At 37.6% G+C, this 21,424-nt stretch carries 21 protein-coding genes and 1 tRNA gene; 20 read left to right on the top strand and 2 right to left on the bottom strand.

The window, feature by feature from the left end:
- Nucleotides 1-26 precede the first annotated feature (26 nt).
- The 7 genes from JOD28_RS07975 (at nt 27) to JOD28_RS07945 (ending at nt 8,082) form a co-directional block, all read left to right on the top strand.
- Nucleotides 27-1,001, top strand: a complete 975-nt coding sequence (locus tag JOD28_RS07975; RefSeq protein ID WP_204770301.1) for a beta-ketoacyl-ACP synthase III — start codon at nt 27-29, stop codon at nt 999-1,001.
- A gap of 298 nt (nt 1,002-1,299) precedes the next feature.
- Nucleotides 1,300-2,493, top strand: coding sequence for a LysM peptidoglycan-binding domain-containing protein (locus JOD28_RS07970; RefSeq protein ID WP_204770300.1), 1,194 nt, complete (start codon nt 1,300-1,302; stop codon nt 2,491-2,493).
- Between the two features lie 12 nt (nt 2,494-2,505).
- The gene (locus JOD28_RS07965) at nt 2,506-2,856 is read left to right on the top strand and encodes an NlpC/P60 family protein (RefSeq protein WP_204770299.1); all 351 of its coding nucleotides are present in this window, start codon (nt 2,506-2,508) and stop codon (nt 2,854-2,856) included.
- 205 nt (nt 2,857-3,061) lie between these two features.
- Nucleotides 3,062-4,381 (top strand): LysM peptidoglycan-binding domain-containing protein, encoded by a 1,320-nt coding sequence (locus tag JOD28_RS07960; protein ID WP_204770298.1) that lies wholly within the window; start codon nt 3,062-3,064, stop codon nt 4,379-4,381.
- A gap of 68 nt (nt 4,382-4,449) precedes the next feature.
- Nucleotides 4,450-5,703: a peptidoglycan bridge formation glycyltransferase FemA/FemB family protein gene (locus JOD28_RS07955; RefSeq protein ID WP_204770297.1), complete on the top strand. Its 1,254-nt coding sequence runs from the start codon at nt 4,450-4,452 to the stop codon at nt 5,701-5,703.
- A 66-nt stretch (nt 5,704-5,769) separates the two neighbouring features.
- Complete coding sequence (locus tag JOD28_RS07950) at nt 5,770-6,942, top strand: LCP family glycopolymer transferase (protein ID WP_204770296.1); 1,173 nt, start codon at nt 5,770-5,772, stop codon at nt 6,940-6,942.
- Nucleotides 6,943-7,080: 138 nt separating this feature from the next.
- The gene (locus tag JOD28_RS07945; protein ID WP_204770310.1) at nt 7,081-8,082 is read left to right on the top strand and encodes a phosphatase PAP2 family protein; all 1,002 of its coding nucleotides are present in this window, start codon (nt 7,081-7,083) and stop codon (nt 8,080-8,082) included.
- 126 nt (nt 8,083-8,208) lie between these two features.
- Here JOD28_RS07945 and JOD28_RS07940 read toward each other — a convergent pair whose 3' ends face one another.
- Nucleotides 8,209-8,622, bottom strand: coding sequence for a YbaN family protein (locus tag JOD28_RS07940; RefSeq protein WP_204770295.1), 414 nt, complete (start codon nt 8,620-8,622; stop codon nt 8,209-8,211).
- Between the two features lie 85 nt (nt 8,623-8,707).
- Here JOD28_RS07940 and JOD28_RS07935 point away from each other — a divergent pair, with 85 nt between their 5' ends.
- The 12 genes from JOD28_RS07935 to JOD28_RS07880 all read left to right on the top strand — a co-directional run bounded on the left by JOD28_RS07935 (nt 8,708) and on the right by JOD28_RS07880 (nt 19,442).
- The gene (locus JOD28_RS07935) at nt 8,708-9,628 is read left to right on the top strand and encodes a Ppx/GppA phosphatase family protein (RefSeq protein ID WP_204770294.1); all 921 of its coding nucleotides are present in this window, start codon (nt 8,708-8,710) and stop codon (nt 9,626-9,628) included.
- Nucleotides 9,621-10,835, top strand: a complete 1,215-nt coding sequence (locus JOD28_RS07930) for a hydroxymethylglutaryl-CoA reductase, degradative (protein ID WP_204770293.1) — start codon at nt 9,621-9,623, stop codon at nt 10,833-10,835. Before JOD28_RS07935 ends, JOD28_RS07930 begins: the two co-directional genes overlap by 8 nt.
- Nucleotides 10,832-11,773: a nitrate ABC transporter ATPase gene (locus JOD28_RS07925; protein WP_204770292.1), complete on the top strand. Its 942-nt coding sequence runs from the start codon at nt 10,832-10,834 to the stop codon at nt 11,771-11,773. Before JOD28_RS07930 ends, JOD28_RS07925 begins: the two co-directional genes overlap by 4 nt.
- A gap of 15 nt (nt 11,774-11,788) precedes the next feature.
- Nucleotides 11,789-12,493, top strand: coding sequence for an NAD-dependent protein deacylase (locus JOD28_RS07920; RefSeq protein WP_204770291.1), 705 nt, complete (start codon nt 11,789-11,791; stop codon nt 12,491-12,493).
- Nucleotides 12,494-12,800: 307 nt separating this feature from the next.
- Nucleotides 12,801-13,544 carry a metal ABC transporter ATP-binding protein gene (locus JOD28_RS07915; RefSeq protein WP_204770290.1) on the top strand — a complete coding sequence of 248 codons (744 nt, stop codon included), beginning with the start codon at nt 12,801-12,803 and terminating at the stop codon, nt 13,542-13,544.
- Nucleotides 13,537-14,382, top strand: a complete 846-nt coding sequence (locus tag JOD28_RS07910) for a metal ABC transporter permease (protein WP_204770289.1) — start codon at nt 13,537-13,539, stop codon at nt 14,380-14,382. Before JOD28_RS07915 ends, JOD28_RS07910 begins: the two co-directional genes overlap by 8 nt.
- Nucleotides 14,383-14,423: 41 nt before the next feature.
- Entirely contained in the window at nt 14,424-15,362 is a 939-nt protein-coding gene (locus JOD28_RS07905; protein ID WP_204770309.1) for a metal ABC transporter solute-binding protein, Zn/Mn family, read from the top strand.
- Nucleotides 15,363-15,476: 114 nt separating this feature from the next.
- Nucleotides 15,477-16,376 (top strand): cation diffusion facilitator family transporter, encoded by a 900-nt coding sequence (locus JOD28_RS07900; protein WP_204770288.1) that lies wholly within the window; start codon nt 15,477-15,479, stop codon nt 16,374-16,376.
- A 362-nt stretch (nt 16,377-16,738) separates the two neighbouring features.
- Nucleotides 16,739-18,127 (top strand): Nramp family divalent metal transporter, encoded by a 1,389-nt coding sequence (locus JOD28_RS07895; protein WP_204770287.1) that lies wholly within the window; start codon nt 16,739-16,741, stop codon nt 18,125-18,127.
- 24 nt (nt 18,128-18,151) lie between these two features.
- Nucleotides 18,152-18,619, top strand: a complete 468-nt coding sequence (locus JOD28_RS07890) for a universal stress protein (protein ID WP_204770286.1) — start codon at nt 18,152-18,154, stop codon at nt 18,617-18,619.
- Nucleotides 18,620-18,990: 371 nt separating this feature from the next.
- Entirely contained in the window at nt 18,991-19,287 is a 297-nt protein-coding gene (locus JOD28_RS07885) for an ArsR/SmtB family transcription factor (protein ID WP_204770285.1), read from the top strand.
- Nucleotides 19,288-19,358: 71 nt separating this feature from the next.
- Nucleotides 19,359-19,442, top strand: a tRNA-Leu gene (locus JOD28_RS07880).
- A 171-nt stretch (nt 19,443-19,613) separates the two neighbouring features.
- On the opposite strand, the gene JOD28_RS07875 is transcribed toward JOD28_RS07880, so the two are convergent.
- Nucleotides 19,614-19,826, bottom strand: a complete 213-nt coding sequence (locus JOD28_RS07875; RefSeq protein ID WP_204770284.1) for a hypothetical protein — start codon at nt 19,824-19,826, stop codon at nt 19,614-19,616.
- 821 nt (nt 19,827-20,647) lie between these two features.
- Here JOD28_RS07875 and rsmG point away from each other — a divergent pair.
- A complete protein-coding gene (rsmG, locus tag JOD28_RS07870; RefSeq protein WP_204770283.1) occupies nt 20,648-21,367 on the top strand; it encodes a 16S rRNA (guanine(527)-N(7))-methyltransferase RsmG in 720 nt (239 codons plus the stop codon).
- Nucleotides 21,368-21,424: the final 57 nt, after the last annotated feature.

The following is a 21,424-nucleotide window of genomic DNA, read 5'->3' as shown; positions in this document are numbered from 1 at the left end:
GGACATACGCTTAGAGGGGAAAAAACATGCCCGGAAGTAAAATATTGGCGAGCGCGCATTATTTACCAAGTGATATTGTGACTAATGATGATTTAAGTCGTATCATGGATACAAATGATACTTGGATTCAATCACACACAGGTATTGAAACACGACACATATCATTACAAGGTGAAAATACAAGCGACTTGGCAACACAAGCTGCGTTGTTAGCTTTGAAAGACACAAATTTAACACCAAATGATATTGATGTCATTATTGTGACGACATTTACACCAGATGGTTTAGCACCATCGACTGCAGCACTTGTCCAGCGTAATTTAAAAGCTGAGAAGGCATGGGCATACGACATCATGACAGCTTGTGCTGGATTTGTATTTGGGTTAAGTACAGCGGATAAATTTATTCGTTCTGGTGCGTATAAAAATATTTTATTGATCGCCTCTGAGGTTAATTCCAAGATGATGGATTTTTCAGATCGCACAAGTACGGTCTTTTTTGGCGATGGTGCCGGCGCAGTCGTACTCACCGCAGATGATAGTCATCAGGGTGTCGTAGTTGGAGAAGACTTGCACACAATCGGTAACCCTGATGTGGTGCATTCTGGCAGAATTGCACCATTAACAGAACTGTCAGCTACTAATTATCCTAAAACAGATGCGTTTTCCCAAATGGGTCATGATGTTTTCAATGAAGTGACAACATTGATTCCTGACCACATCACAGATTTTTTAGCATCAAAACAGTTAACGCCACATGATATTGACTACTTTATCCCACATCAGGCTAATTTACGTTTAATTGAATATATTGCCAATGCTTTAAATGAACCCTTGGATAAATTTTCGACAAACGTTATTCGTAATGGGAATACCTCATCGGCGGGGATCGCTATAGGGTTTGACGAACTTAATAAAACTAGTGACTTGATAGGTAAAAAGGTACTTTTGACAGGATTTGGTGCAGGCTTCACCTATGGTAGTCTATTGCTTGAATTCTAAAGAAATGTTTAAGAGGCTTAATAATATATAAGTCTTCAAAAAAATTAAAAACGGATAAATAATACAGTTATTTATCCGTTTTTAATTTGCAATATATCATAATAAAAGCTTGATGTGCATAGGGTTACGCTTTTTTTGACAGTGTCACACAAATGAAATATTGTCACGATATTGAAAAAGTGGAACAACGTATATGTTATACAAGGCAGATATACTAGAGATTGTTCTTAAGATTTGTGTAACAACAGGTCTAAAAATTAATAAACATAATAAAAATTAAAATATTTGGAGTTATAACATGGGTAATACATTAAAGAAGACATTATTAGCAACAGCAGCCGGTGTTGCTACACTGGTAGGTGGACATGCAGCGGCCTCAGCTGATACGGTAGATGTTCAATCAGGTGACACGTTGAGTGGTATTGCTCAAGAAAACAACACAACCGCTGAAGAATTAGCAACAGCAAATCATATTAGTGATAAAAACCTAATCATTGCTGGACAAAAGTTGACAGTCTCTGCACCGACAACAGCCACAGCGATTTCGGCAGATGGTACGACTTATACAGTGCAAACAGGCGATACGTTATCTAAGGTTGCACAACAAACTGGTATCGATGTGACAACGTTGGTTAGTTTAAATAATTTATCGAGTGATAACTTTGTTTTGGCTGGTCAAGAATTGGCATTGAAGCAAGCACAAACAGCAACCGTACCAACGGTTACGGTTGCTGAACAACAAGCAACTGCGCCCGCTGCATCTGATGACAATCAAGTACTTACTGAAAAAGTAGCCTATATTGCAGCAGCAGATACAGATAAAGATGGCTTTATGTCAGCAGCTGAATATAATACTTACAAGGCAAATGGTGGTGATACAACGCCGGCTCCTGAAGTAACAGCCCCACAAGTGCAAGCAACACAAACTGCACAGTCAACTGCGTCTGTTCCACAAAATGTTCAATATATTGCAGCAGCAGATACGGATAAAAATGGTTATATGACGGCTGCAGAATATACAGCCTATCAAGCTAATGGTGGTCAGCAGACACAAACAACGACGTCAGCAACAACACAAACACAGGTGACACAAGTATCAACTGCCACAGCAGCACCTGTACAAGCAGCACCAGCAGCAGCTTCTTCAGATGCACAAGCTTTGGTTAATTCGTTGAACGCAAAACGTGCCTCATTAGGTTTGTCACCAGTAACATTAGATGCTGGTCTATCAGCACGTGCGCAATCTCGCGCACAAAACGCAGCAGCTAATGGTGGCATCCCAACAAACCATTTTTCAACAAATGGTGAAGTTGTTGCCGTTGGGTTTTCAACAGGTTCTGTTATTGATGCTTGGTTCAATGAAACAAACATGATGACACCAAACGGACAACCAGGGCATCGCATGTGGGTAGCAAATTCACGTGCATCAGCTGTTGGATTTGGTATTGTCGGTGGCGTTATCGTTGGTGTTTCAGATGCTGGTCAGTTTTAAATCGCACATCGTATGACAAATAATTGGTTAGATATTGCATTAGCGCAGTTGGGGAAAAAATATCACTCCTCAGGTGCGTTTGTTGCGTTCGTAATGAATGCTTCGCAAAAACAAGCAGTAAACCAAACGGGTGATTGGTCCCCAGAACTGATTGATTTAACTCATGAGGTTTACCAAGTTGGCACGGTCCCTGAGTCTCACCCAGGAGATTTATTGTTTTGGGGGATTGCGCAACAACCATATAGTGTTGGTATTTATGTTGGCGGTGGTCATTTTATTTCAGTGAATGAAAGAGATGCAACAGTTAAAATGCAAATATTAACTCATAATTGGTATCCAACATTTTCTGGCAGCACAAGTTAAGAATAGAACTTAAATTTTGTAATAAAAATGTAATATGAGACATAAAAAACATTGTTCTGTAATGATACTGTATTTTTGAAAGCAAAGTGACAAAAATATAAAACACGGACGTTATGCTATTTTGATACAATTATCAATGTTGAGGCAAACTCAAGCAACATTAACTTACATTTGACCAATTGAATTTTAAGGAGCTACTACTATTATGAAATCATCTACTATTATCAAATCTGCTGTTGCAACAGGCGCACTAGCCGTAGCTGGTGTTACGACAGTTTCTGCCAACACTGTTACCGTTAAGTCAGGCGATACACTATATAGACTTGCAGCTGAAAATGGCACAAGCGTTGCCGAATTAGCTAAAGCAAACGGCATCGCTGATGCTAACTTGATCTTCATTGGTCAACAGTTGAAGACACAAGCTTCAAGTGCCGCACCAAAGCAAGAGGCTTCAACTTCAAATGCTGCGCCAGCAAATGATGGCAAATATGCTGTTAAGACTGGTGACACTTTGTATCACATCGCTGCATCAAATGGTGTGTCATTGGCTACCTTAGTTGCTGCTAATAACATTCAAAATATTAATTATATCTCAGTTGGTCAAGTTTTAAATTTGTCAGGTCAACCTGCAGCTAATACAGCAGCAGCACCAACTGCACCTGCAGCTAATACAGCAGCGGCGCAAACACCAACTGCTGAAGCGCCAGCACCAACTGCACCTGCAGCTAATACAGCAGCAGTGCAAACACCAGCCACTGAAGCACCAGCACAACCTGCAGCAGCTAGCACAGTAGCAGCTCCTGCACAAGCGCAAACATCATCAGCTGCAACAACAACGCCAGCAGCTCCTGCACAAACAACATCAGCTACAGCAACTGAACAACAGACAGCTGCGCCCGTTGCTTCTAATGATAAGCAAGTACTTACTGAAAAAGTAGCCTATATCGCAGCAGCTGATGCAGATAAAGATGGCTTTATGTCAGCAGCCGAATATAATACTTACAAGGCAAATGGTGGCGATACAGCACCGGCTCCAAAAGTTGCAGTAGCCCCACAAGTGCAACCAGCACAAGCTGCGCAAACAACATCAACACCTGCAGCAGCTCCTGCACAAGTAACACCTACAGCTAATACGGCAGCTGCAACTGCAACAACCGCGAGCGTTGCTCCGGTTGCTAACTCAACAGCACAAACTTTGTTGAACTCGCTTAACGCTAAGCGTGCAGCATTAGGTTTGTCACAAGTGACTTTGGACGCTGGCTTGACAGCTCGCGCACAAGCACGTGCAGCTAATGCTGTTGCTAATGGTGGCTTGCCAACAAATCACTTTGCAACTAATGGTGAAGTTGTGGCTATTGGCTGGGGATTAGGTCAAGTTATTGATGCATGGTACAACGAAACAAATATGGTAACTAATGGTACACCTGGACACCGTATGTGGGTTGCCAATGCACGTGCAACTTCTGTTGGTTTCGGTATCGTAGGTGGTACCATTGTTGCCGAGTCAAATGTTGGACAATACTAATAATTTTTTTTAAAACGTCCACAGGGCGTTTTTTTATTTTGTATAATAGTATTAGAGGATAATATTTTATGACGTTACAGTTTATCGAATTATCAACTAAATCATACGCTGATTTTGAATCAAAACATACACTTGGTACATACACGCAATCAATTGCGCAGTATCAACTCTTGTTGAAACGCGGACATAAGCCATTCTTAGTAGGTGTGACTGATAACAATAGTGTTGTGGCTGCAGCATTAGTCACGACTGAAATAACAAGGTTAGGTCCTGTTTTTTTGTTTGACCGCGGGCCGCTTTTAGATTTTCATAATGGCAAATTGCTGAACTTTTTCGTCAATGAATCGCGAAAATTTGCGAAACAGCATGGTGTTTTGTACATGCAATGGGAACCTAATGTAACTTATGTTAAGACCGATAGTAAGGGGAATTTACTTGAGGCACCAAATGATAATTTTCTGAATTTAATGGCGCAACAGAACTTTGAGCATGAGCCTTTTGAGTTTGGAATGTCAACAACAGGGTCGCCAAGTTGGGAATATGTGAAAAAATTATCTGGTTTGACCGATAGTCAAGCAATAGATAAGACATATAGTAAAAATGTTCAATACTATTTGAAAAAAAATAAGCAATTTGGTATTGCGTTACGTCAACTTTCACGAAAGGACTTACCGAGTTTCAAGGCATTAACACAAAAAACGGCTGATCGTTTAAATTATCATGATAAGAGTCTCGATTTCTATGAAACAGTTTATGATACATACGGTGATCAGGCAACCTTTGTATTTGCCGAACTAAATTTTGAAAAGTATATTACGTCGGAAAATCAAAAAATTATAGCTTTAGATCAAAAATTGGTTAAATTACAAGAAAAGATCGATAAATACCCACAATTAGAGAAATTCAAACGACAATATGTAGAATTTGATGATCAAAAACAACACCATGTTAAACGTAGTAATGTTGCGACATCACAAATGGCTACTGCTGGTAAGAACATCGTGACTGTAGCCGGTGCCTTGTTTATTGAGCAACCACAAGAGGTAACCTATTTATATTCGGGTACTTATGAAGCATATATGTCATATTATGGACCTTACCAAATCCAGGATATGATGATTAAAAAGGCAGCAGCAGATGGCATTAAACAGTATAATTTTTATGGTATTTCAGGACGCTTTGATGGTTCAGATGGTGTATTAGGATTTAAAACTGCTTTTGAAGGTGAAGCGCGTCAGTTAGTTGGAAAATTTATACTACCAGTCAAGCCACTGAAATATAAAATATATCGTTTGTTAAAAAAAATAACTGGTAGAAACTAGTCATTAATACATCATAACCCGTTTAATTTTTAATGGTATAATATTTAATATTGAACGGGGGTAACCATGGATAACCAAGGTACGAGTCGCACAGCGCGGCGCACACAAAACGATATGGTCCGGAAGCAACCACAGGACCCAAGACCACCACGTAAGCGTCGCAAGCTTTGGCGGTGGGTTTTTATGATTATCATCATACTGATTTTAGTTCTTGGCGCTGTTTTTGCCAAGGCACTCAGCAATGTTCACAAATCAGTCGATAACATGCAACGAAGTGCCAATATAACAAAGGCGCGTGATGTCAAACAGGTTATAAAAGATGGGAAACCATTTTCTGTGTTGGTTTTAGGCACCGATACTGGGGCGCTGCGAAGAGATCGAACAGGACTAACGGATTCGATGATGTTAATTACGATTAATCCGAAGTCAAAGACGACAACAATGATGTCAATTCCACGTGATATTATGATGGCCATCTCTGGTGCTGAAAATACATTTCCGCAAAAACTTAACGCCGCTTTCCCAATTGCAGGGGTCGGGGCAGCAATGTTAACCTTACAGAATTACCTCAATGTGCCAATTGATTTTTATGTTTTGGCTAATATGGGCGGACTAGAAAAATTAATTGATCAGGTTGGTGGCGTGAAAGTTGCCTCGCCACTAACTTTTACTTACACACCAGAGGCTGATACAACACCAGAAACGTATAAATTTGTTAAAGGGCAAGAGCAGTTTGAATATGCTAAAGATGGCAAAAATTTTAAAACATTTACAACGATGAATGGTAATGCCGCCTTGTCATTTTCACGCATGCGCTATGATGATCCACAGGGTGATTATGGACGTCAGTTACGTCAACGTTTAGTTCTAAAAGCGTTGTTAAAAAAATCTGCTAGCATTTCGACGTTGTTCAATTCTAAATTTATGGCATCTATTTCAAAAAACGTTGAAACAGATATGAATTATAATGAGATGATGAATGTTGGTAAAAAGTATATGTCTGCTACAAAACATCAAGAATCCGATTACTTACATGGTGTTGGGGACATGTATGATGGCGTGAGTTATCAAATGGTACCAGAATCTGAAAAACAGCGTGTGACTAATAAATTACGTGAATCGCTTGCCTTAACAAGTAAGAAGACAGGAACGCAATTTGGAAGTGCTGTACCATCATTGTCGTATGGGGTAGCGGAGACAAATCTGAATACAATTAATGAAACTTTGGATCCACAATAGTGGTGAATTCGTTGTATATAAAAAGCCAATCACTTTCATGTGATTGGCTTTTTACATTTTCTAGATACAAAATTGACAGTGGGAAAACATATTAAGTTTAAAATGAAAGTATTGAAAGAGAAATGGGGTATAGCACATATGCAGTTGACGGGTAATCAAGTTCATCGGAATCAGTTTGATATTGGCGAACAAAGGCAAACTACCTCTTTTCGAACCACTGATGGTGAGAAAAGAGTCGTTGTTGTTTTACTAGGTATTGGCATTTTATCGTTATTAATTGCAACATTTTTTGACAAAAATGTGACGCAAGCGGTGATGAACCAAAATTCTATTTTTGGCAATATTTTTCAAAACTACGCCGACCAGGGTGCACAAGTTGTGGCGTTTGTATCTGCCGAAGTGATTGCTTGGTATATTTGGCGCTGTATCAACGACCAAGGTATTAGGTACATGATGACTGGTGCAGCATTGTTATTAGCTTTTAATCAGTTACTCTCATTGCTACAAGATGCGCTTAGCTATACATTTTCAATGTTAAATAATTTATCAAAAGGTATACCGATGGGTGTGGCAAATAATACAGCTGCAGTTCAAAATTATCCAGAAATATTGCGTTGGCTTTTAGCGTTTGTATTTATGATTATATTATCTGCTTTATTTGCTAACTGGTTTAGTAAAATATCTGATGCGGATGTTAATTATTTAATTGTTGTTGCCGTTGTTGGGATTGCAACAGTGTTTGTTGCCCAATTGATGATTGGTGATATGAAAGCGTTATGGGGCCGTTTTAGGCCATATGAAATGACTACAGTCTCAGGACAGGCCATGAGCGAATTTACACCTTGGTATCATATGAATGGTATTAATGGTCATAATTCTTTTCCTTCTGGTCATACGATGTCGGGTTGGTTATTCTTATATTTGGCATTATTCGTTCCGCGTCATAATATTGCCACGCAAAAGAAAATGGTTATATTTGGTCTAGCGATGGGCATTTTGACGGCTATGAGCCGTGTTAGAATTGGCGCACATTGGTTGAGTGATGTGACAGTATCAAGTATTTTAGTTGGCTTGTTAATCTTTGCTGCCAGTCGTTTGATTGGTGCCCATTTTGTTGAAAATACTGAACTGCAATCTTAGACTTAGCGTGCATTAATGTTTTTCAGAGAAAAGGCAATGCAAGTAAGGTCTGTACCTTAAATAAGTCATGAATATAAAATTTCTGAAGACAAAGTATCATGTTGTTGTGATAAAAAACGTTCAAAATCAATTTCCTGATTTTGAGCGTTTTATGTGTTGTGTAAAAGGCATACCGTCACGCCATAAATATCCGCGGTAATAGCTTTCCATCGCCATAATTTGTGACAGTGACGTTAGCGGAAGCACGCACTTTAACCACAGCATATCTGTTTTTAAAAAGGGGATAGACATCATTAAAGCAGTAATCAGATAGATTATAATACGGCCTTTTAACGATAGTTTACGTTCAAAAACGGCTTCGTCAACATATGTTATATAGTAGTGATTATGGCGGAGCCAGTTTTCTAAACGTGGAGAGGATTTAGACCATAAGATAGTGGTTAATACGTAAAAACCGGTAGTCGGTAATCCGGGAATCCAAATTGCAATGGTACCGATCGTAAAACTAATTAGACCAAGTAAGATGTAAATTATTTTCATAATGATATTGTAACATGTTTTAATACCCGTATTACGGCTTTTTTTGATATACTAGTAAGTAATAAATAACATCTAGGATGCCAACATGAGCTATTTAGCAATTGTCGATCTCGGTAGCAATTCAGCTCGCATGGTAGTTGAAGAGTTACACGATGACGGCACATACACGGAAATAGTCCGTGAAAAACAGGATACGCGTATTGCGCAAAATATGGGGCCAGAGCTGACTCTAAAAGAAGAGCCTATTGCTCGTACGATTGAAACTTTGAAATATTTCAAAACGAAATATGTTAAGTTTAACCCAGAGTTGCGTGCCATTACAACAGCAGCCGTACGAATGGCAACTAATCAAAAGGCATTTTTAGCTCGTGTTGAGCTAGAAACAGGGATTGTATTTCAAGTGTTATCTGGTAAAGAAGAAGCTTATTATGATTATCTTGGGGTTGTCTCCACATTGGCGATTACTGATGCGGTTATTTTGGATACAGGTGGCGCATCAGTTGAGTTAATTGCAATGCGCTCGGGTAAAAATATTGACGATGTCAGTCTCCCATTTGGGGCCGTTTCATTATCAGAGCGTTTCAAATTAGCAAATAATGTGAACCCACTAGATATTGAAAATGCATGTAAAAATATTTTTAAACAGTATCAAACGTTATCGTGGTTACCAGAACAACGTGGGTTGCCAGTGGTCTTATTAGGTGGTGCAAATCGTTCTCTAGCTCGCATGGGACGAACAGCGTTAGGTAAAGTGACAGTCAATAATTTTCATGGTTTCAATATGACAATTGAGAAGGTCAGTGCGATTTTTGAAAAAATTAGTCATATGACGAGAGAGCAGAGAGAAAATATTGCAGGTCTTGAAAGTGCACGTGCGGATATTATTATTAGTGGTCTATTGCCTTTACTAACTCTAATGCGTATCATTGACGCACCAAAAGTAATTTTTTCAGAAAGTGGCGTACGCGAAGGCTTGATTGCCGAAACGATAAAAAATAATGGCTAAAAAATACTATGAATTAACGCCGGATGAACGTTTGGCGTTTTTAAATTTAAATGATTCTGATCGTAAGGAATTACATGAAAATCAAAGCACTAACAATGCACAAATTATTGAAAATTATATTAGTGATTTTCGTGTTCCTATGGGTGTTCTGAAGGATATCATTGTTAATGGGCGTCATATATCTGTACCAATGGCAACTGAGGAACCAAGTGTTGTCGCTGCAGCTAATAATGGTGCGCGACTGTTAAATAGTGGTGGTGGTATCAGCGTATTATTACCTGAACGAACTGCCATGATTGGTCAAATATTATTTGTTGGGTGTCAATTTCATGAAATTAATGGTTACGTCACGACACATCAAGAAATGTTTTTTAAAAAAGCACGGCAAGCGAAACCTTCAATTTATAAAAGAGGCGGTGGATTAATATCGATTAAAGCACGCCGAGTTTCGGATCATGAGATCAGTGTTGATTTTGAGATAGATACAAAAGATGCCATGGGTGCAAATATCGTCAACACTATTTTAGAAGCTGAAATGACTCTGTTTGCTGATTTTGAATCACATATACTTGGCGCTATTTTGACGAATTACGCCACGTCACAATGTGTCACTGTCACTGGATATGTGCCGGTAGAATTACTAGGTGGGCTGCAGGTGGCCGAAAAAATTGTGGCATTAAACCAATTTTCAAAACACGATCCATATCGGGCAACAACTGAAAATAAAGGGCTGTTTAATGGTATTAGTGCAGTTGTATTGGCAACTGGAAATGATTGGCGTGCTGTTGAAGCCGGCGGACATGCTTTTGCTAGCCAGAACGGTACGTATCAATCATTGACAACCTGGCATATTCAAGAAGATAAACTATATGGGCAGTTGTCCCTGCCCATTTCAGTTGGTACTGTGGGTGGTGTTATTTCCGCCATGCCACAGGCAAAAAATGCACTTCACATGATGAATGTTGTATCAGCTGATGAGTTACGTGGGATCATTTTAGCAGTTGGCTTGGCACAAAATTTGGCTGCGTTAAAAGCCATTGCATCTGGCGGTATTCAACGTGGTCATATGCGCATGCAATACCGTGTCTTAGCATTACAGGTTGGGGCATTACCAGAGGAATTAGAACTACTTGTATCACAACTAAGCAAGTTGAAACAAGTTGATGCAAACATTGCATCAAAATTATTAATGGAGATGAGAAAATGAATCCTAAAATTGAAATGTTACTGCACGATGTTAATGCCATTTATCCGGGAACAGTTATCACGCGTGTGGCTGGTGAAGCGACCGGTGAATTACACGTTGATCGTATTGCCCAAGAAGTGTTAGGTGACAGATTATTGATTGAATTAGCTGAAGGGACGGAGACTGATTTCTTGTTTGGTGATGAGTTACTTAAAATGTTGCTCACATTAAACGGCATTGTACCACAAATTTTCTTTGCCTTAACATTTAACGATGAAACACTTGACCAACAACTGATTCAAATCACGACACGCATGCATCGAACAGTTGTGCACGCCATCACGTACCGTGAGCTTCAGAAACAAGGTATTTTGACATCCAACACAGTGTCTGCCTATTTAGCGGGTGTTAAATCAGAGCTTACAATAGAGCAAGGTGACTTAGATGACGAAAGTTTATGGCGATTACTGGTCATGTTGGATGCATTAGTTTTTGCAAGCGCAAGTGGTGCTGACTTTTCTGAGTTATCATCTGATTATCCGCTGGCTTACACTGCTGCAAAAAAGTTAGTTGCTCCTATATTAGAAGCGGATCTTAAACAATCACGCCATATTCGTCGTCAGATGACATTGTTGTTTGCTGGTGTTGATGATATTTTGACAGCTTGGGGGAAGCCAACAGTGAACGCCAAAGCATACGTCACACTAACAAGTGTGTTATCACAACGACAATTAGAGTTACCAGTAAGTCAGGTCTTTACAATTTTCCACTCTGAAATGACAGACTTTCAAACAAAGAAAACAGCCTATGTTGGTTTAGCACAAGTGGACTCACAAAATAGTTTTGTGATTACTAAACCTGAGAATCAAGATTCTGCTACCTTTTTTAAGGCACTTTACAAAATGAAAGTAGGCGATTTATTTAAACAATTAGCACTGCCTTATATTAATAGAGTATAAGTGAAGGGAGTATTCATGTTATTCACGCAACAAATTCAAGCGTATTTTGATCATGCACAACGGATTGTTTTTATGACGGGGGCAGGTGTTTCAACACCGTCGGGCATTCCAGATTATCGTTCAAAACATGGTATATACAATGGCGTGAGTTTGCGACCAGAATATTTATTGTCCGCTACTGCTTTTCGTGATGAACCTGCTAAGCAATATCAGTTCATGATTGACAATATGTATTTTCCAACAGCAAAACCTAATATTATTCACGAAAAAATGGCGGCATTAACACGTCAAAATCGTGCTAAAATTATCACACAAAATGTTGATGATTTACATGTGACAGCCAATACAAAGCTGGATAATTTAGTGCGCTTTCATGGTTCGTTATATGATATTTATGCGCCGATTGATGGTAAAAAAGCGCGTGTGGCTGATTATTTAGAAGCGATGAACCGTTTAGACGGTGCCTTGCTTAGACCGCGCATAACATTTTATGAGGAGACGCCTTTTGATGTTGAAAAATCGGCTTTATGGGTTCAATCGGCTGACTTGATTGTGATTGTTGGCACGAGCTTTCGTGTTTATCCGTTTGCAGGATTATTAAATTACGCTAATTCAGAGGCGAAAATTATCTCAATAAACCTTGAAAAAATTGAAACACCGTTTAATATTAATCAAATTATTGGCAATGCGACTGATTTTTTTAAAGCGTTAAAAGTTTAAACAGCTTCGGCTGTTTTTTTAGTTATCATTAAATAGAATAGTTCTAACCTATAGACGGTGTATAGCCAACAAGAAATGTGTATGCTATCATTAAATTATATTGAGAATTATCATCTAGCTGTGTCAGCCAAGAAGCAGCCAGATGATAGTTCATCAATTAAAAAAATAAAAATGTAACGACGCACTTATTTCAACTGTAGATTTTAAACGCGCCATTTTTGCGTGCATGAAAGTTTTTGGCTGGGAGCATTCTAATTTAAAAGTTTACACTCGAGTTAATGTCGATAGCATTAGGAGAGTACAAACAATGATAAAAGTACGAAATATGACGGTTGCCTATAGTGGGCAACCGATATTCACGAATCTATCAATCGCGTTTGAACCTGGGAAAATCACAGGTATTATTGGGCCAAACGGTGCCGGTAAATCAACGATGATTAAAGGTATTTTAGGATTGATTCACAAGCAAAGTGGTGACGTGACTTTGCATAGTAAGCCTGTTGCTAAGCAACTAAAAAATGTTGCGTATGTTGAACAACGTGCAGCACTAGATTTAACATTTCCAATTAATGTTTTTGATACTGTTTTGACTGGGACTTATCCTAACCTTGGATTATTTAAGATTCCAAGTGAGAAAGATAAAAGTGCAGCACGTCAAGCACTGGCTGATGTTAATTTATCAGAATTTTCACAACGCCAGATTGGTGAGTTGTCAGGTGGACAATTACAACGTGTTTTCGTTGCACGGGCAATTGTACAAGAAGCAGATGTGATTATTCTAGATGAACCGTTTGTAGGCATTGATATGAAATCCGAAGCGGAGATTATGTCAATTTTAAAGCGCTGGCAAATGGCTGGGAAAACAATTATTGTTGTGCATCATGACCTTAATAAAGTAACCAAGTATTTTGATGATTTGGTCATTATCAATCGTGGTATTGTTGCTGCAGGTAAAACGGCAGATGTCTTTACCAAAGAAAATATTACAACAGCCTTTAGCGGGGATTTGTCAACAATATTATTCTCAGATAAGGAGCCAGAACATGCGTAGTATAGGATTATTTATTGATGGTTTGATGCAATATAACTTTTTACAAACCGCGTTAATTACCTCGATTTTAGTGGGTATTATGTCTGGTATTATTGGCTCATTCATTATTTTAAGAGGTATGTCGTTGATGGGGGATGCCATCTCTCATGCTGTCTTGCCGGGTGTTGCCGTGGCGTATATGTTAGGCATTAACATTTTACTTGGTGCTTCATTATTTGGTATCTTAGCCGCATTACTAATTGGCTTAGTCACATTGAAATCAAAGTTGAAGAATGATACGGCAATAGGTATTGTGTTTTCTGCATTCTTTGCACTAGGATTTATTCTAATTTCATTAGCAGAATCAGCCACAAATCTACACCATATTTTATTTGGAAATGTATTGGCAGTATCGGATAACGACTTAATCACAACAGCAATTGTTTTAGCAATCGTTTTGATTTTTGTTGTGGTATTTTATAAAGAGCTATTGATTACGTCATTTGATAATACTTTTGCGCAAGCATATGGATTAAAAACACAACTGATGCATTATGCTTTGATGTTGGTGCTAACGTTGGTCACTGTGACTGCACTACAAACCGTTGGTATCATTTTGATTGTGGCGATGCTTATTACACCTGCCGCGACAGCTTATTTGCTAACAAATCGTCTGTCACACATGATGATTGTGGCGGCAATATTTTCAGTTGTTTCATCCGTTATTGGGTTATACATGAGTTACACATTCAATTGGGCTTCAGGCCCAGCGATTGTTTTGACAGCAGCAGTGTTCTTTAGTTTGGCATTTCTGTTCTCACCAAAACAAGGTATTATTTTTAAGAAAAAAATAAATTAATTCGAGTTTCAAAGTTAAGATAAGGCGGAGAAAAAATTATGATTAAGCGTTTAAGTATTATTATTGCGACAGTAGTTGTTGTTTTGGGTGGTGTATTATGGTTTGTGAATAGTACTCATGGTGGACAAACTAAAAAACATAATAAGCTACATGTGGTTGCGACCAACTCAATTATTGGTAACATGGTTGAGGAAGTTGCAGGAGATAAGGTAGATTTGTATACGATAGTGCCTCGTGGAACAGATCCACATGAATACGAACCACGTCCGCAAGATGTTTCAACAACCCAAGAGGCAGATGTTTTATTCCACAATGGCCTTAACTTAGAAACTGGTGGTTCAGGTTGGTTTAAAAAAATGTACCAAAATGCGGGGAAGAAAAACAATAAAGAAGTTTACTCTGTTTCAACAGGTGTTGTAGCTAAGCATTTGACGGATGCTGGTAAAGAAGATGAGTTAGATCCGCATGCCTGGTTAGATATCCAAAATGGCATCAAGTATGTTAAAAACATCGAAAAGGTATTGATTGATAAGGATCCTGATAATGGCGATACTTATAAGAAAAACGCACAAGCTTACATTGAAAAACTGACTGATTTAGATAAAAGTGCTAAAACAAAGTTCAATGATATACCAGAAAACAAAAAAGTATTAGTGACTTCAGAAGGTGCATTTAAATACTTCTCAGCAGCATATGGTGTTAAACCAGCATTTATCTGGGAAATCAACACGGAATCACAAGGTACACCAGAACAAATGAAACAAGTATTAGCTAAAATTCGTGCGAGCGAAGTGAAATCACTATTTTTAGAAAGCTCAGTATCACCCAAGGCAATGGAAAAGGTTTCAAAGGAAACGGGATTGTCGATATATTCTAAAATTTATACGGATTCACTTGCCAAAAAAGGAACCGATGGTGACACTTATTACAGCATGATGAAATGGAATTTGGATAAAATCGCTGAAGGTATGGCGAAATAAATGTCAAAAGTCATCAATTAATTAATTGATGACTTTTTATTATGTTTATATATGAAACAAAATTCATTTAAAAGTGGTATATTTAGTATATAAAAAACATTGTGAGGGAAAAACATGGCACAAATGAAACAAAAACCCTATATTATTGGGATTACGTTGAATTTAATATTTGTTCTAACGGAAATCGTATTTTCTCAATTAGCGCATTCAACTGCCTTATTTGCCGATGCATTTCATAATTTAAGTGATGTACTAGCACTTGTTATTGCTTGGCTGGCTGTTGTTGTCTTTGGTTTAAAAGCAACCAAACGGCATACGTACGGATGGCATAATTTATCAATATTAGCTAGCATCTTTAATACGTTATTATTGATATTTGCGGTTGTTATTATTTTCTATGAGGGTATCTCAGACATTATTAATCCACCATCAGTATCGACAAGTGGTGGCACAGTGATGATTGTTGCTGCAGTGGGTATTGGTATTAACTTCTTTACTGCGATGTTATTTAAAGCCAGTGGTGCCCCAGATGAGCACGGACATCATCATGAACAGGATTTAAATTCAAAAACTGCCTACATTCATTTATTAGCTGATGCTGGTGTTTCTGTTGGTGTGATTGTTGGTGGTTTGTTAATACAATTAACAGGTTGGAATATTATTGATGCAATCATATCAATGATAATAGGTATAATTATTATTGTTACGTCATGGCCAGTGATGGCTTCCACTTTTAATTTGGCAATTAACGGCGTGCCGGATAGCGTCGATGAGGAAGCAATTTTTAATTATTTAAACACGCATCAAAGTGTATCCAATTTACATGATTTACACATCTGGCCATTATCTACCACAGAAACGGCATTAACAGTCCATTTATCCGCTACGAAAAATGCAGATTCTCAAAAATTATTAGAAGATATTGCCGTGACATTACGTCGAGATTATCATGTAAATCATGTTACAATTCAAATTGAAAAAGCAAAAGTCACAGAACCATGTAATTTAATTTAATAAGTCATACAAATGTAACATTCTCATGAAAGGGGTTACAAAAACTGATAAGATTGATTTTTTTCACATTTAAATAGAATGAGTGTTGAAAATCAAAATAAAAATTAAATTTTGTCGATATTTTGTGTTGACGAATAAATAAAAAAGTGTAATATGTATTATGTATTAGGGCAGAAATAGTCGAGTTAGATACCTTTCATAAGCTTTCAACAACCCAGTTGAATGAAATCCTTTATGAAAATTATTTAGCACTACAATGCGTGTTTATCAACGCTAAGCGTTTGAAAAGTGAATACTAAATACGTATTTTAGTGAAAATTCGTTTATTTTTGTCTTGAGGAGAAATCTAAAGGAGAATTAGAATGGATAATTCTAAAAAAACAGATCATCACATCGTTCAAGATGCGACTGATAGTTTAAGTTTGAGCGATGTCAACGGCTCAATCGAAGCACCAAAAGATGGGTCTTTCTGGCGAAAACTGTTGGCCTTTTCAGGACCCGGCGCATTAGTTGCCGTTGGCTATATGGACCCAGGTAACTGGGTAACATCAGTTGGTGGTGGTGCACAGTATCACTATATCATGTTGTCAATTGTTTTAATATCAAGCTTAATTGCAATGATGTTACAATACATGGCGGGTAAACTAGGTATTGTGAAGCAAGAAGATTTAGCCCAGGCAACACGTGACCGGACAAATAAGCCGGGTGGGATTACATTGTGGATTATGACCGAGTTAGCCTTGATGGCAACAGATATAGCTGAAGTTATTGGTGGCGCTATTGCCTTGCATTTGCTGTTTGGTTGGTCAATGATAGCCTCAGTTTTGACAACCGCATTTGATGTTGTGTTGTTACTTCTTTTAATGAAGTTCGGTTTCCGTAAAATTGAAGCAATTGTTATGACATTAATCATTACAATTCTAGTGATTTTTGGTTATTTAGTCGTCCTATCAAACCCTAATTTAGTTGATCTTTTCGGTGGTTATCTACCTCAACTTCAGGCAGTGTCACCACATGGTCCCAAAGGCGTTGATTCACCATTGTTGATGTCATTAGGTATCATTGGTGCAACAGTTATGCCTCATAACTTATACTTACATTCGTCAATTTCACAAACGCGTAAAGTTGATCGTAATGATAAGAGTGCTATTAAAGAGGCAGTACGTTTTATGACATGGGATTCTAATATCCAATTGTCATTGGCTTTTGTTATTAATTCATTCTTGTTAATTTTGGGTGCATCTTTATTCTTCGGTCAAGCAGATTCTGTTGGTACTTTTGGAGATATGTATAATGCGCTGGGAGATAATAGTATTGCTGGGGCCATTGCTTCTCCAGTACTATCAACATTATTTGCTGTTGCATTGTTAGCTTCTGGTCAAAACTCAACGATAACTGGTACACTAACAGGTGAAATTATTATGGAGGGATTCCTTCATATGCGTATTCCAATGTGGCTACGTCGAGTTGTTACACGTGGTTTGGCTTTAATTCCAGTTATTGGATTTACGTTGTATTATGGTGGTCAAGAAGGTGAACTAGATAAGTTATTACTTAATTCACAAGTATTTCTATCTATCGCCTTGCCGTTTGCGATGGCACCGTTAATTATGTTTACATCTTCAAAAAAAATTATGGGCGAATTTGTTAATCCGAAGTGGATGGTTATTTTAGGATGGTTATCGTTTATTGTTTTGACAGGATTAAATATTAAATTGATTTTTGATATGGTAACAGGTTGGATTGGATAACTACTAAAGTTAAGGAGATCAATCATGAGTGAATTAAATTTAAACATTGAACCATTACAATTTAAGAATGTCGTTGTTGGTGTCGATGAGTCTGAGCAAGGATATTTTGCTTTGGTCAACGCGATCCATCAATCAAAGGAAGATGATGCAAATTTAATTATTGCTTCTGTGCTAGAGATGGGCGACTTATCAACAATTGATGCTTTGCATTTAGGTGCTATAAAGGAAAAACGGGCTGAAATTGAAGCGCATTTAGCTAAGTACAAGGCCTATGCTGAGTCACAAGGTGTTACGCATGTGACAACAATATTTGCTGATGGTGCCAAGGCAGGCGAAGCATTGTTGCAAGATGTTGTGCCAAAAGTTCATGCTGATTTGATCATTGTTGGTGCACATTCACGTGATGGTTTCTGGGAGTCACTAGGATCACAAGCTGCATACATTGCACGGCATGCTAAAATTTCATCAATGGTTGCTCGTAGAGCTAATTGATATAGTATCTTTAAAAATTGTTTTGAAATTATTTTTAATCTTAAAACACAAAATCCCGATGATCAGTTGGATCGTCGGGGTTTTTTATACGTTTATTTGGAAGGAGAGAAGTTAGGGTATATTAAACTGTTAGAACTAATCGGGATTTTGTGTGCTGATGTGACGCACCAACAATGCTACCGGCCATAACCAATGCCTACCTTTCTAAAACTTGTCGTTGTTTGAGATGACTTGTTTTGTTATTATGACTAATATAACGTTAACAGATTAAATCAGTATAAAAATAGACAACAAATGTTTGGCTTGAGTTATTGATTTAATGGTTGCAGTTTGAACAGTTCAACACTTGCCAAGCCTGTTATAATATAATTATGGAAAAAGAAATTATTGAATTGGAACAAATTTTTAAGATATTGGGTAATAAGCAACGCTTGACGATTCTTGAATTATTACGTGAAAGATCGTACTCTGTATCCGAAATTATCACACTGCTAAATATGGAACAATCAGCAGTGTCACACCAGCTAAAAATCCTTCGCGAAGCAGAGTTAGTGAAAACGCAACGTCACGGACGAGAAATAGTTTATTGTTTGAGCGATTCGCATATTCTAATTTTATTAGATAATGCCTTGAAACACGTTACCCATGTATTTAGTCCTAACAATTAGTCCGAAGGGTTGACGATAGTTTATATATTTGGTATTCTTATATAGTTGCGAAAGTGGCATACAGTATATTTGCCGTTGTGGCGGAATTGGCAGACGCGCTGGACTCAAAATCCAGTGGTGGCAACACCGTGTGGGTTCGACTCCCACCGACGGCATCAATAGAAAAGTGCTCCCAACTTATTAATATTAAAAGTTGGGAGCACTTTTTGCGTATAATTAAATCGGTAGGGTTAACATTTTAAAAGCATAAAGTGATTAACGTCTATCAAAAATGAGCATAAAAAATCAAATTAGCAATATAATTGATTTTTTGGAAATTATAAGGGTTATTTAGCTGACCAGCCATTTGACTGGAAATTAGTTAAAATTCGGTCGAACTCTAATATTTTCGTGTCATTTGGTAATTGTTGGGCTAAATAAAAATCATCCCATAGTTGTTGAACGCGTGTAGGTACATGTTCAAATGATGTATCACCAGTAGTTAGGGCATAAGGTTCTCTACCCCATTCTGTGATGATGTTGTATGCTAATCCATTCATTATGCTGTTTACCTTCAATGATAAAATTTTAGTTAGATATCTAATATAACACATAATCCAAGTTACGACTATATATTGATCTCATCACGATAATAATGTCTTTTCATAATGTAACTGTATTGTGAATATTCTTATTTTTGTTTAAATTCAGCTACGATGTCAACGATATATTATAAAAATAATTGTAATAAAATAACATACTTTTGTTATTAATAAATGAGAATAAAAAAATATTTAATCTAATTAAACAAGGAGAAGTGAGATGAAAACATGAAAAAAATTGCGATAGGAGTATTTTTATTGGATTTTTGAGTGCAGGGACATACATGCAGGGCGCGCTTTATTGGACCGTAAGTCGGCTGCACGAAGGCGAATAATCACTGTTATTAATAACAACGCTAACTGTACTTAGAATGTACAGTTCTTTAGTGATAACAAATAAAAAACCATCACGCGAGTCCACCTAGATGAGTCGCCATGATAGCCCTTCTGCAATCATTTCGACCGCTTTTCCGTTAAGCGGCCAAAACAATTGAGATATGTCGATTTGAATGACTCAAAAGTTATGACCCCCTTTCCTAGATTACCTAAATCATACAACGCAAACCATTAAAAATCAAGAAAATATTGGTAACAAATTTGATATAATGAAGATAGTTTAGTGTGGTGTTTTACTAAGAACGATTACCACGCGATACCTATGAATTGTGTCGGGGATAATTAACGTTAGAAAGCTTGAAAATTAGGGTTTTTTCAGGTATTCTAATATTAGTTGTAATTAGCGCTTTTTGTGCTGCACAAACTTGAAACGGAGCAAAAAATTGACAGTTGAAGCGTTCATTTTAGCATTAAAAGAAGCCGGTATTACTTTAACAGAACAACAAACGACACAGTTTGAACAATATTTTAATCTATTAGTGGCTAGAAATGAGCAAGTTAACTTGACTGCCATTACTGAACAAAATGATGTGTATCTCAAGCACTTTTATGATTCGTTAACTGTGTTGTTCTACGAAAAAGACTTAAACATACCTGGAAAAACATTAATTGATATAGGAACAGGTGCAGGTTTTCCATCACTACCCTTAAAAATTATTTTGCCTGAGTTAAAAATAACCATGGTTGACTCTTTACAGAAACGGGTCAATTTTTTGCAAGACGTTGTAACAGATTTAGGCTTATCTCATGTTGAAATCGTACACGGCCGAGCTGAGGATATTGGGCAAAATTCCAAATATCGTGAACAATTTGATTATGCCACGGCTCGTGCTGTAGCGCGAACAAGCGTATTAGCCGAATATACGCTACCATTTGTTAAAATTGGCGGACAATTTTTGGTAATGAAAGGGTCTGCTGCGCAACAAGAACTAGCAGATGGGCAAAAGGCACTAGCTACTTTAGGTGGTACTTTACGAGATGCCTTTGACTTCTCGTTACCAAACGGCGATACGCGCTCTATTCAAATTGTTGACAAGATAAAAAAAACACCAAAGCAATATCCAAGACAGGCTGGTACACCTAGTAGAAAACCGATTGGATAGTCAGCTAATTACTTAATTGTTAAAAAACATTTTGATAAAAGCATCGCCAGATATATT

It is taken from the genome of Leuconostoc rapi, assembly GCF_016908715.1.
GTDB classification, from domain to species: domain Bacteria; phylum Bacillota; class Bacilli; order Lactobacillales; family Lactobacillaceae; genus Leuconostoc; species Leuconostoc rapi.
This window is presented reverse-complemented; position numbering and strand designations above follow the sequence as displayed.

Excerpts from the sequence above, each read along its gene's own strand:
- JOD28_RS07975 (WP_204770301.1), top strand. The coding sequence starts at position 27 with ATGCCCGGAAGTAAAATATTGGCGAGCGCGCATTATTTACCAAGTGAT.
- JOD28_RS07970 (WP_204770300.1), top strand. The coding sequence starts at position 1,300 with ATGGGTAATACATTAAAGAAGACATTATTAGCAACAGCAGCCGGTGTT.
- JOD28_RS07965 (WP_204770299.1), top strand. The coding sequence starts at position 2,506 with ATGACAAATAATTGGTTAGATATTGCATTAGCGCAGTTGGGGAAAAAA.
- JOD28_RS07960 (WP_204770298.1), top strand. The coding sequence starts at position 3,062 with ATGAAATCATCTACTATTATCAAATCTGCTGTTGCAACAGGCGCACTA.
- JOD28_RS07955 (WP_204770297.1), top strand. The coding sequence starts at position 4,450 with ATGACGTTACAGTTTATCGAATTATCAACTAAATCATACGCTGATTTT.
- JOD28_RS07950 (WP_204770296.1), top strand. The coding sequence starts at position 5,770 with ATGGATAACCAAGGTACGAGTCGCACAGCGCGGCGCACACAAAACGAT.
- JOD28_RS07945 (WP_204770310.1), top strand. The coding sequence starts at position 7,081 with ATGCAGTTGACGGGTAATCAAGTTCATCGGAATCAGTTTGATATTGGC.
- JOD28_RS07940 (WP_204770295.1), bottom strand. The coding sequence starts at position 8,622 with ATGAAAATAATTTACATCTTACTTGGTCTAATTAGTTTTACGATCGGT.
- JOD28_RS07935 (WP_204770294.1), top strand. The coding sequence starts at position 8,708 with ATGAGCTATTTAGCAATTGTCGATCTCGGTAGCAATTCAGCTCGCATG.
- JOD28_RS07930 (WP_204770293.1), top strand. The coding sequence starts at position 9,621 with ATGGCTAAAAAATACTATGAATTAACGCCGGATGAACGTTTGGCGTTT.
- JOD28_RS07925 (WP_204770292.1), top strand. The coding sequence starts at position 10,832 with ATGAATCCTAAAATTGAAATGTTACTGCACGATGTTAATGCCATTTAT.
- JOD28_RS07920 (WP_204770291.1), top strand. The coding sequence starts at position 11,789 with ATGTTATTCACGCAACAAATTCAAGCGTATTTTGATCATGCACAACGG.
- JOD28_RS07915 (WP_204770290.1), top strand. The coding sequence starts at position 12,801 with ATGATAAAAGTACGAAATATGACGGTTGCCTATAGTGGGCAACCGATA.
- JOD28_RS07910 (WP_204770289.1), top strand. The coding sequence starts at position 13,537 with ATGCGTAGTATAGGATTATTTATTGATGGTTTGATGCAATATAACTTT.
- JOD28_RS07900 (WP_204770288.1), top strand. The coding sequence starts at position 15,477 with ATGGCACAAATGAAACAAAAACCCTATATTATTGGGATTACGTTGAAT.
- JOD28_RS07895 (WP_204770287.1), top strand. The coding sequence starts at position 16,739 with ATGGATAATTCTAAAAAAACAGATCATCACATCGTTCAAGATGCGACT.
- JOD28_RS07890 (WP_204770286.1), top strand. The coding sequence starts at position 18,152 with ATGAGTGAATTAAATTTAAACATTGAACCATTACAATTTAAGAATGTC.
- JOD28_RS07885 (WP_204770285.1), top strand. The coding sequence starts at position 18,991 with ATGGAAAAAGAAATTATTGAATTGGAACAAATTTTTAAGATATTGGGT.
- JOD28_RS07875 (WP_204770284.1), bottom strand. The coding sequence starts at position 19,826 with ATGAATGGATTAGCATACAACATCATCACAGAATGGGGTAGAGAACCT.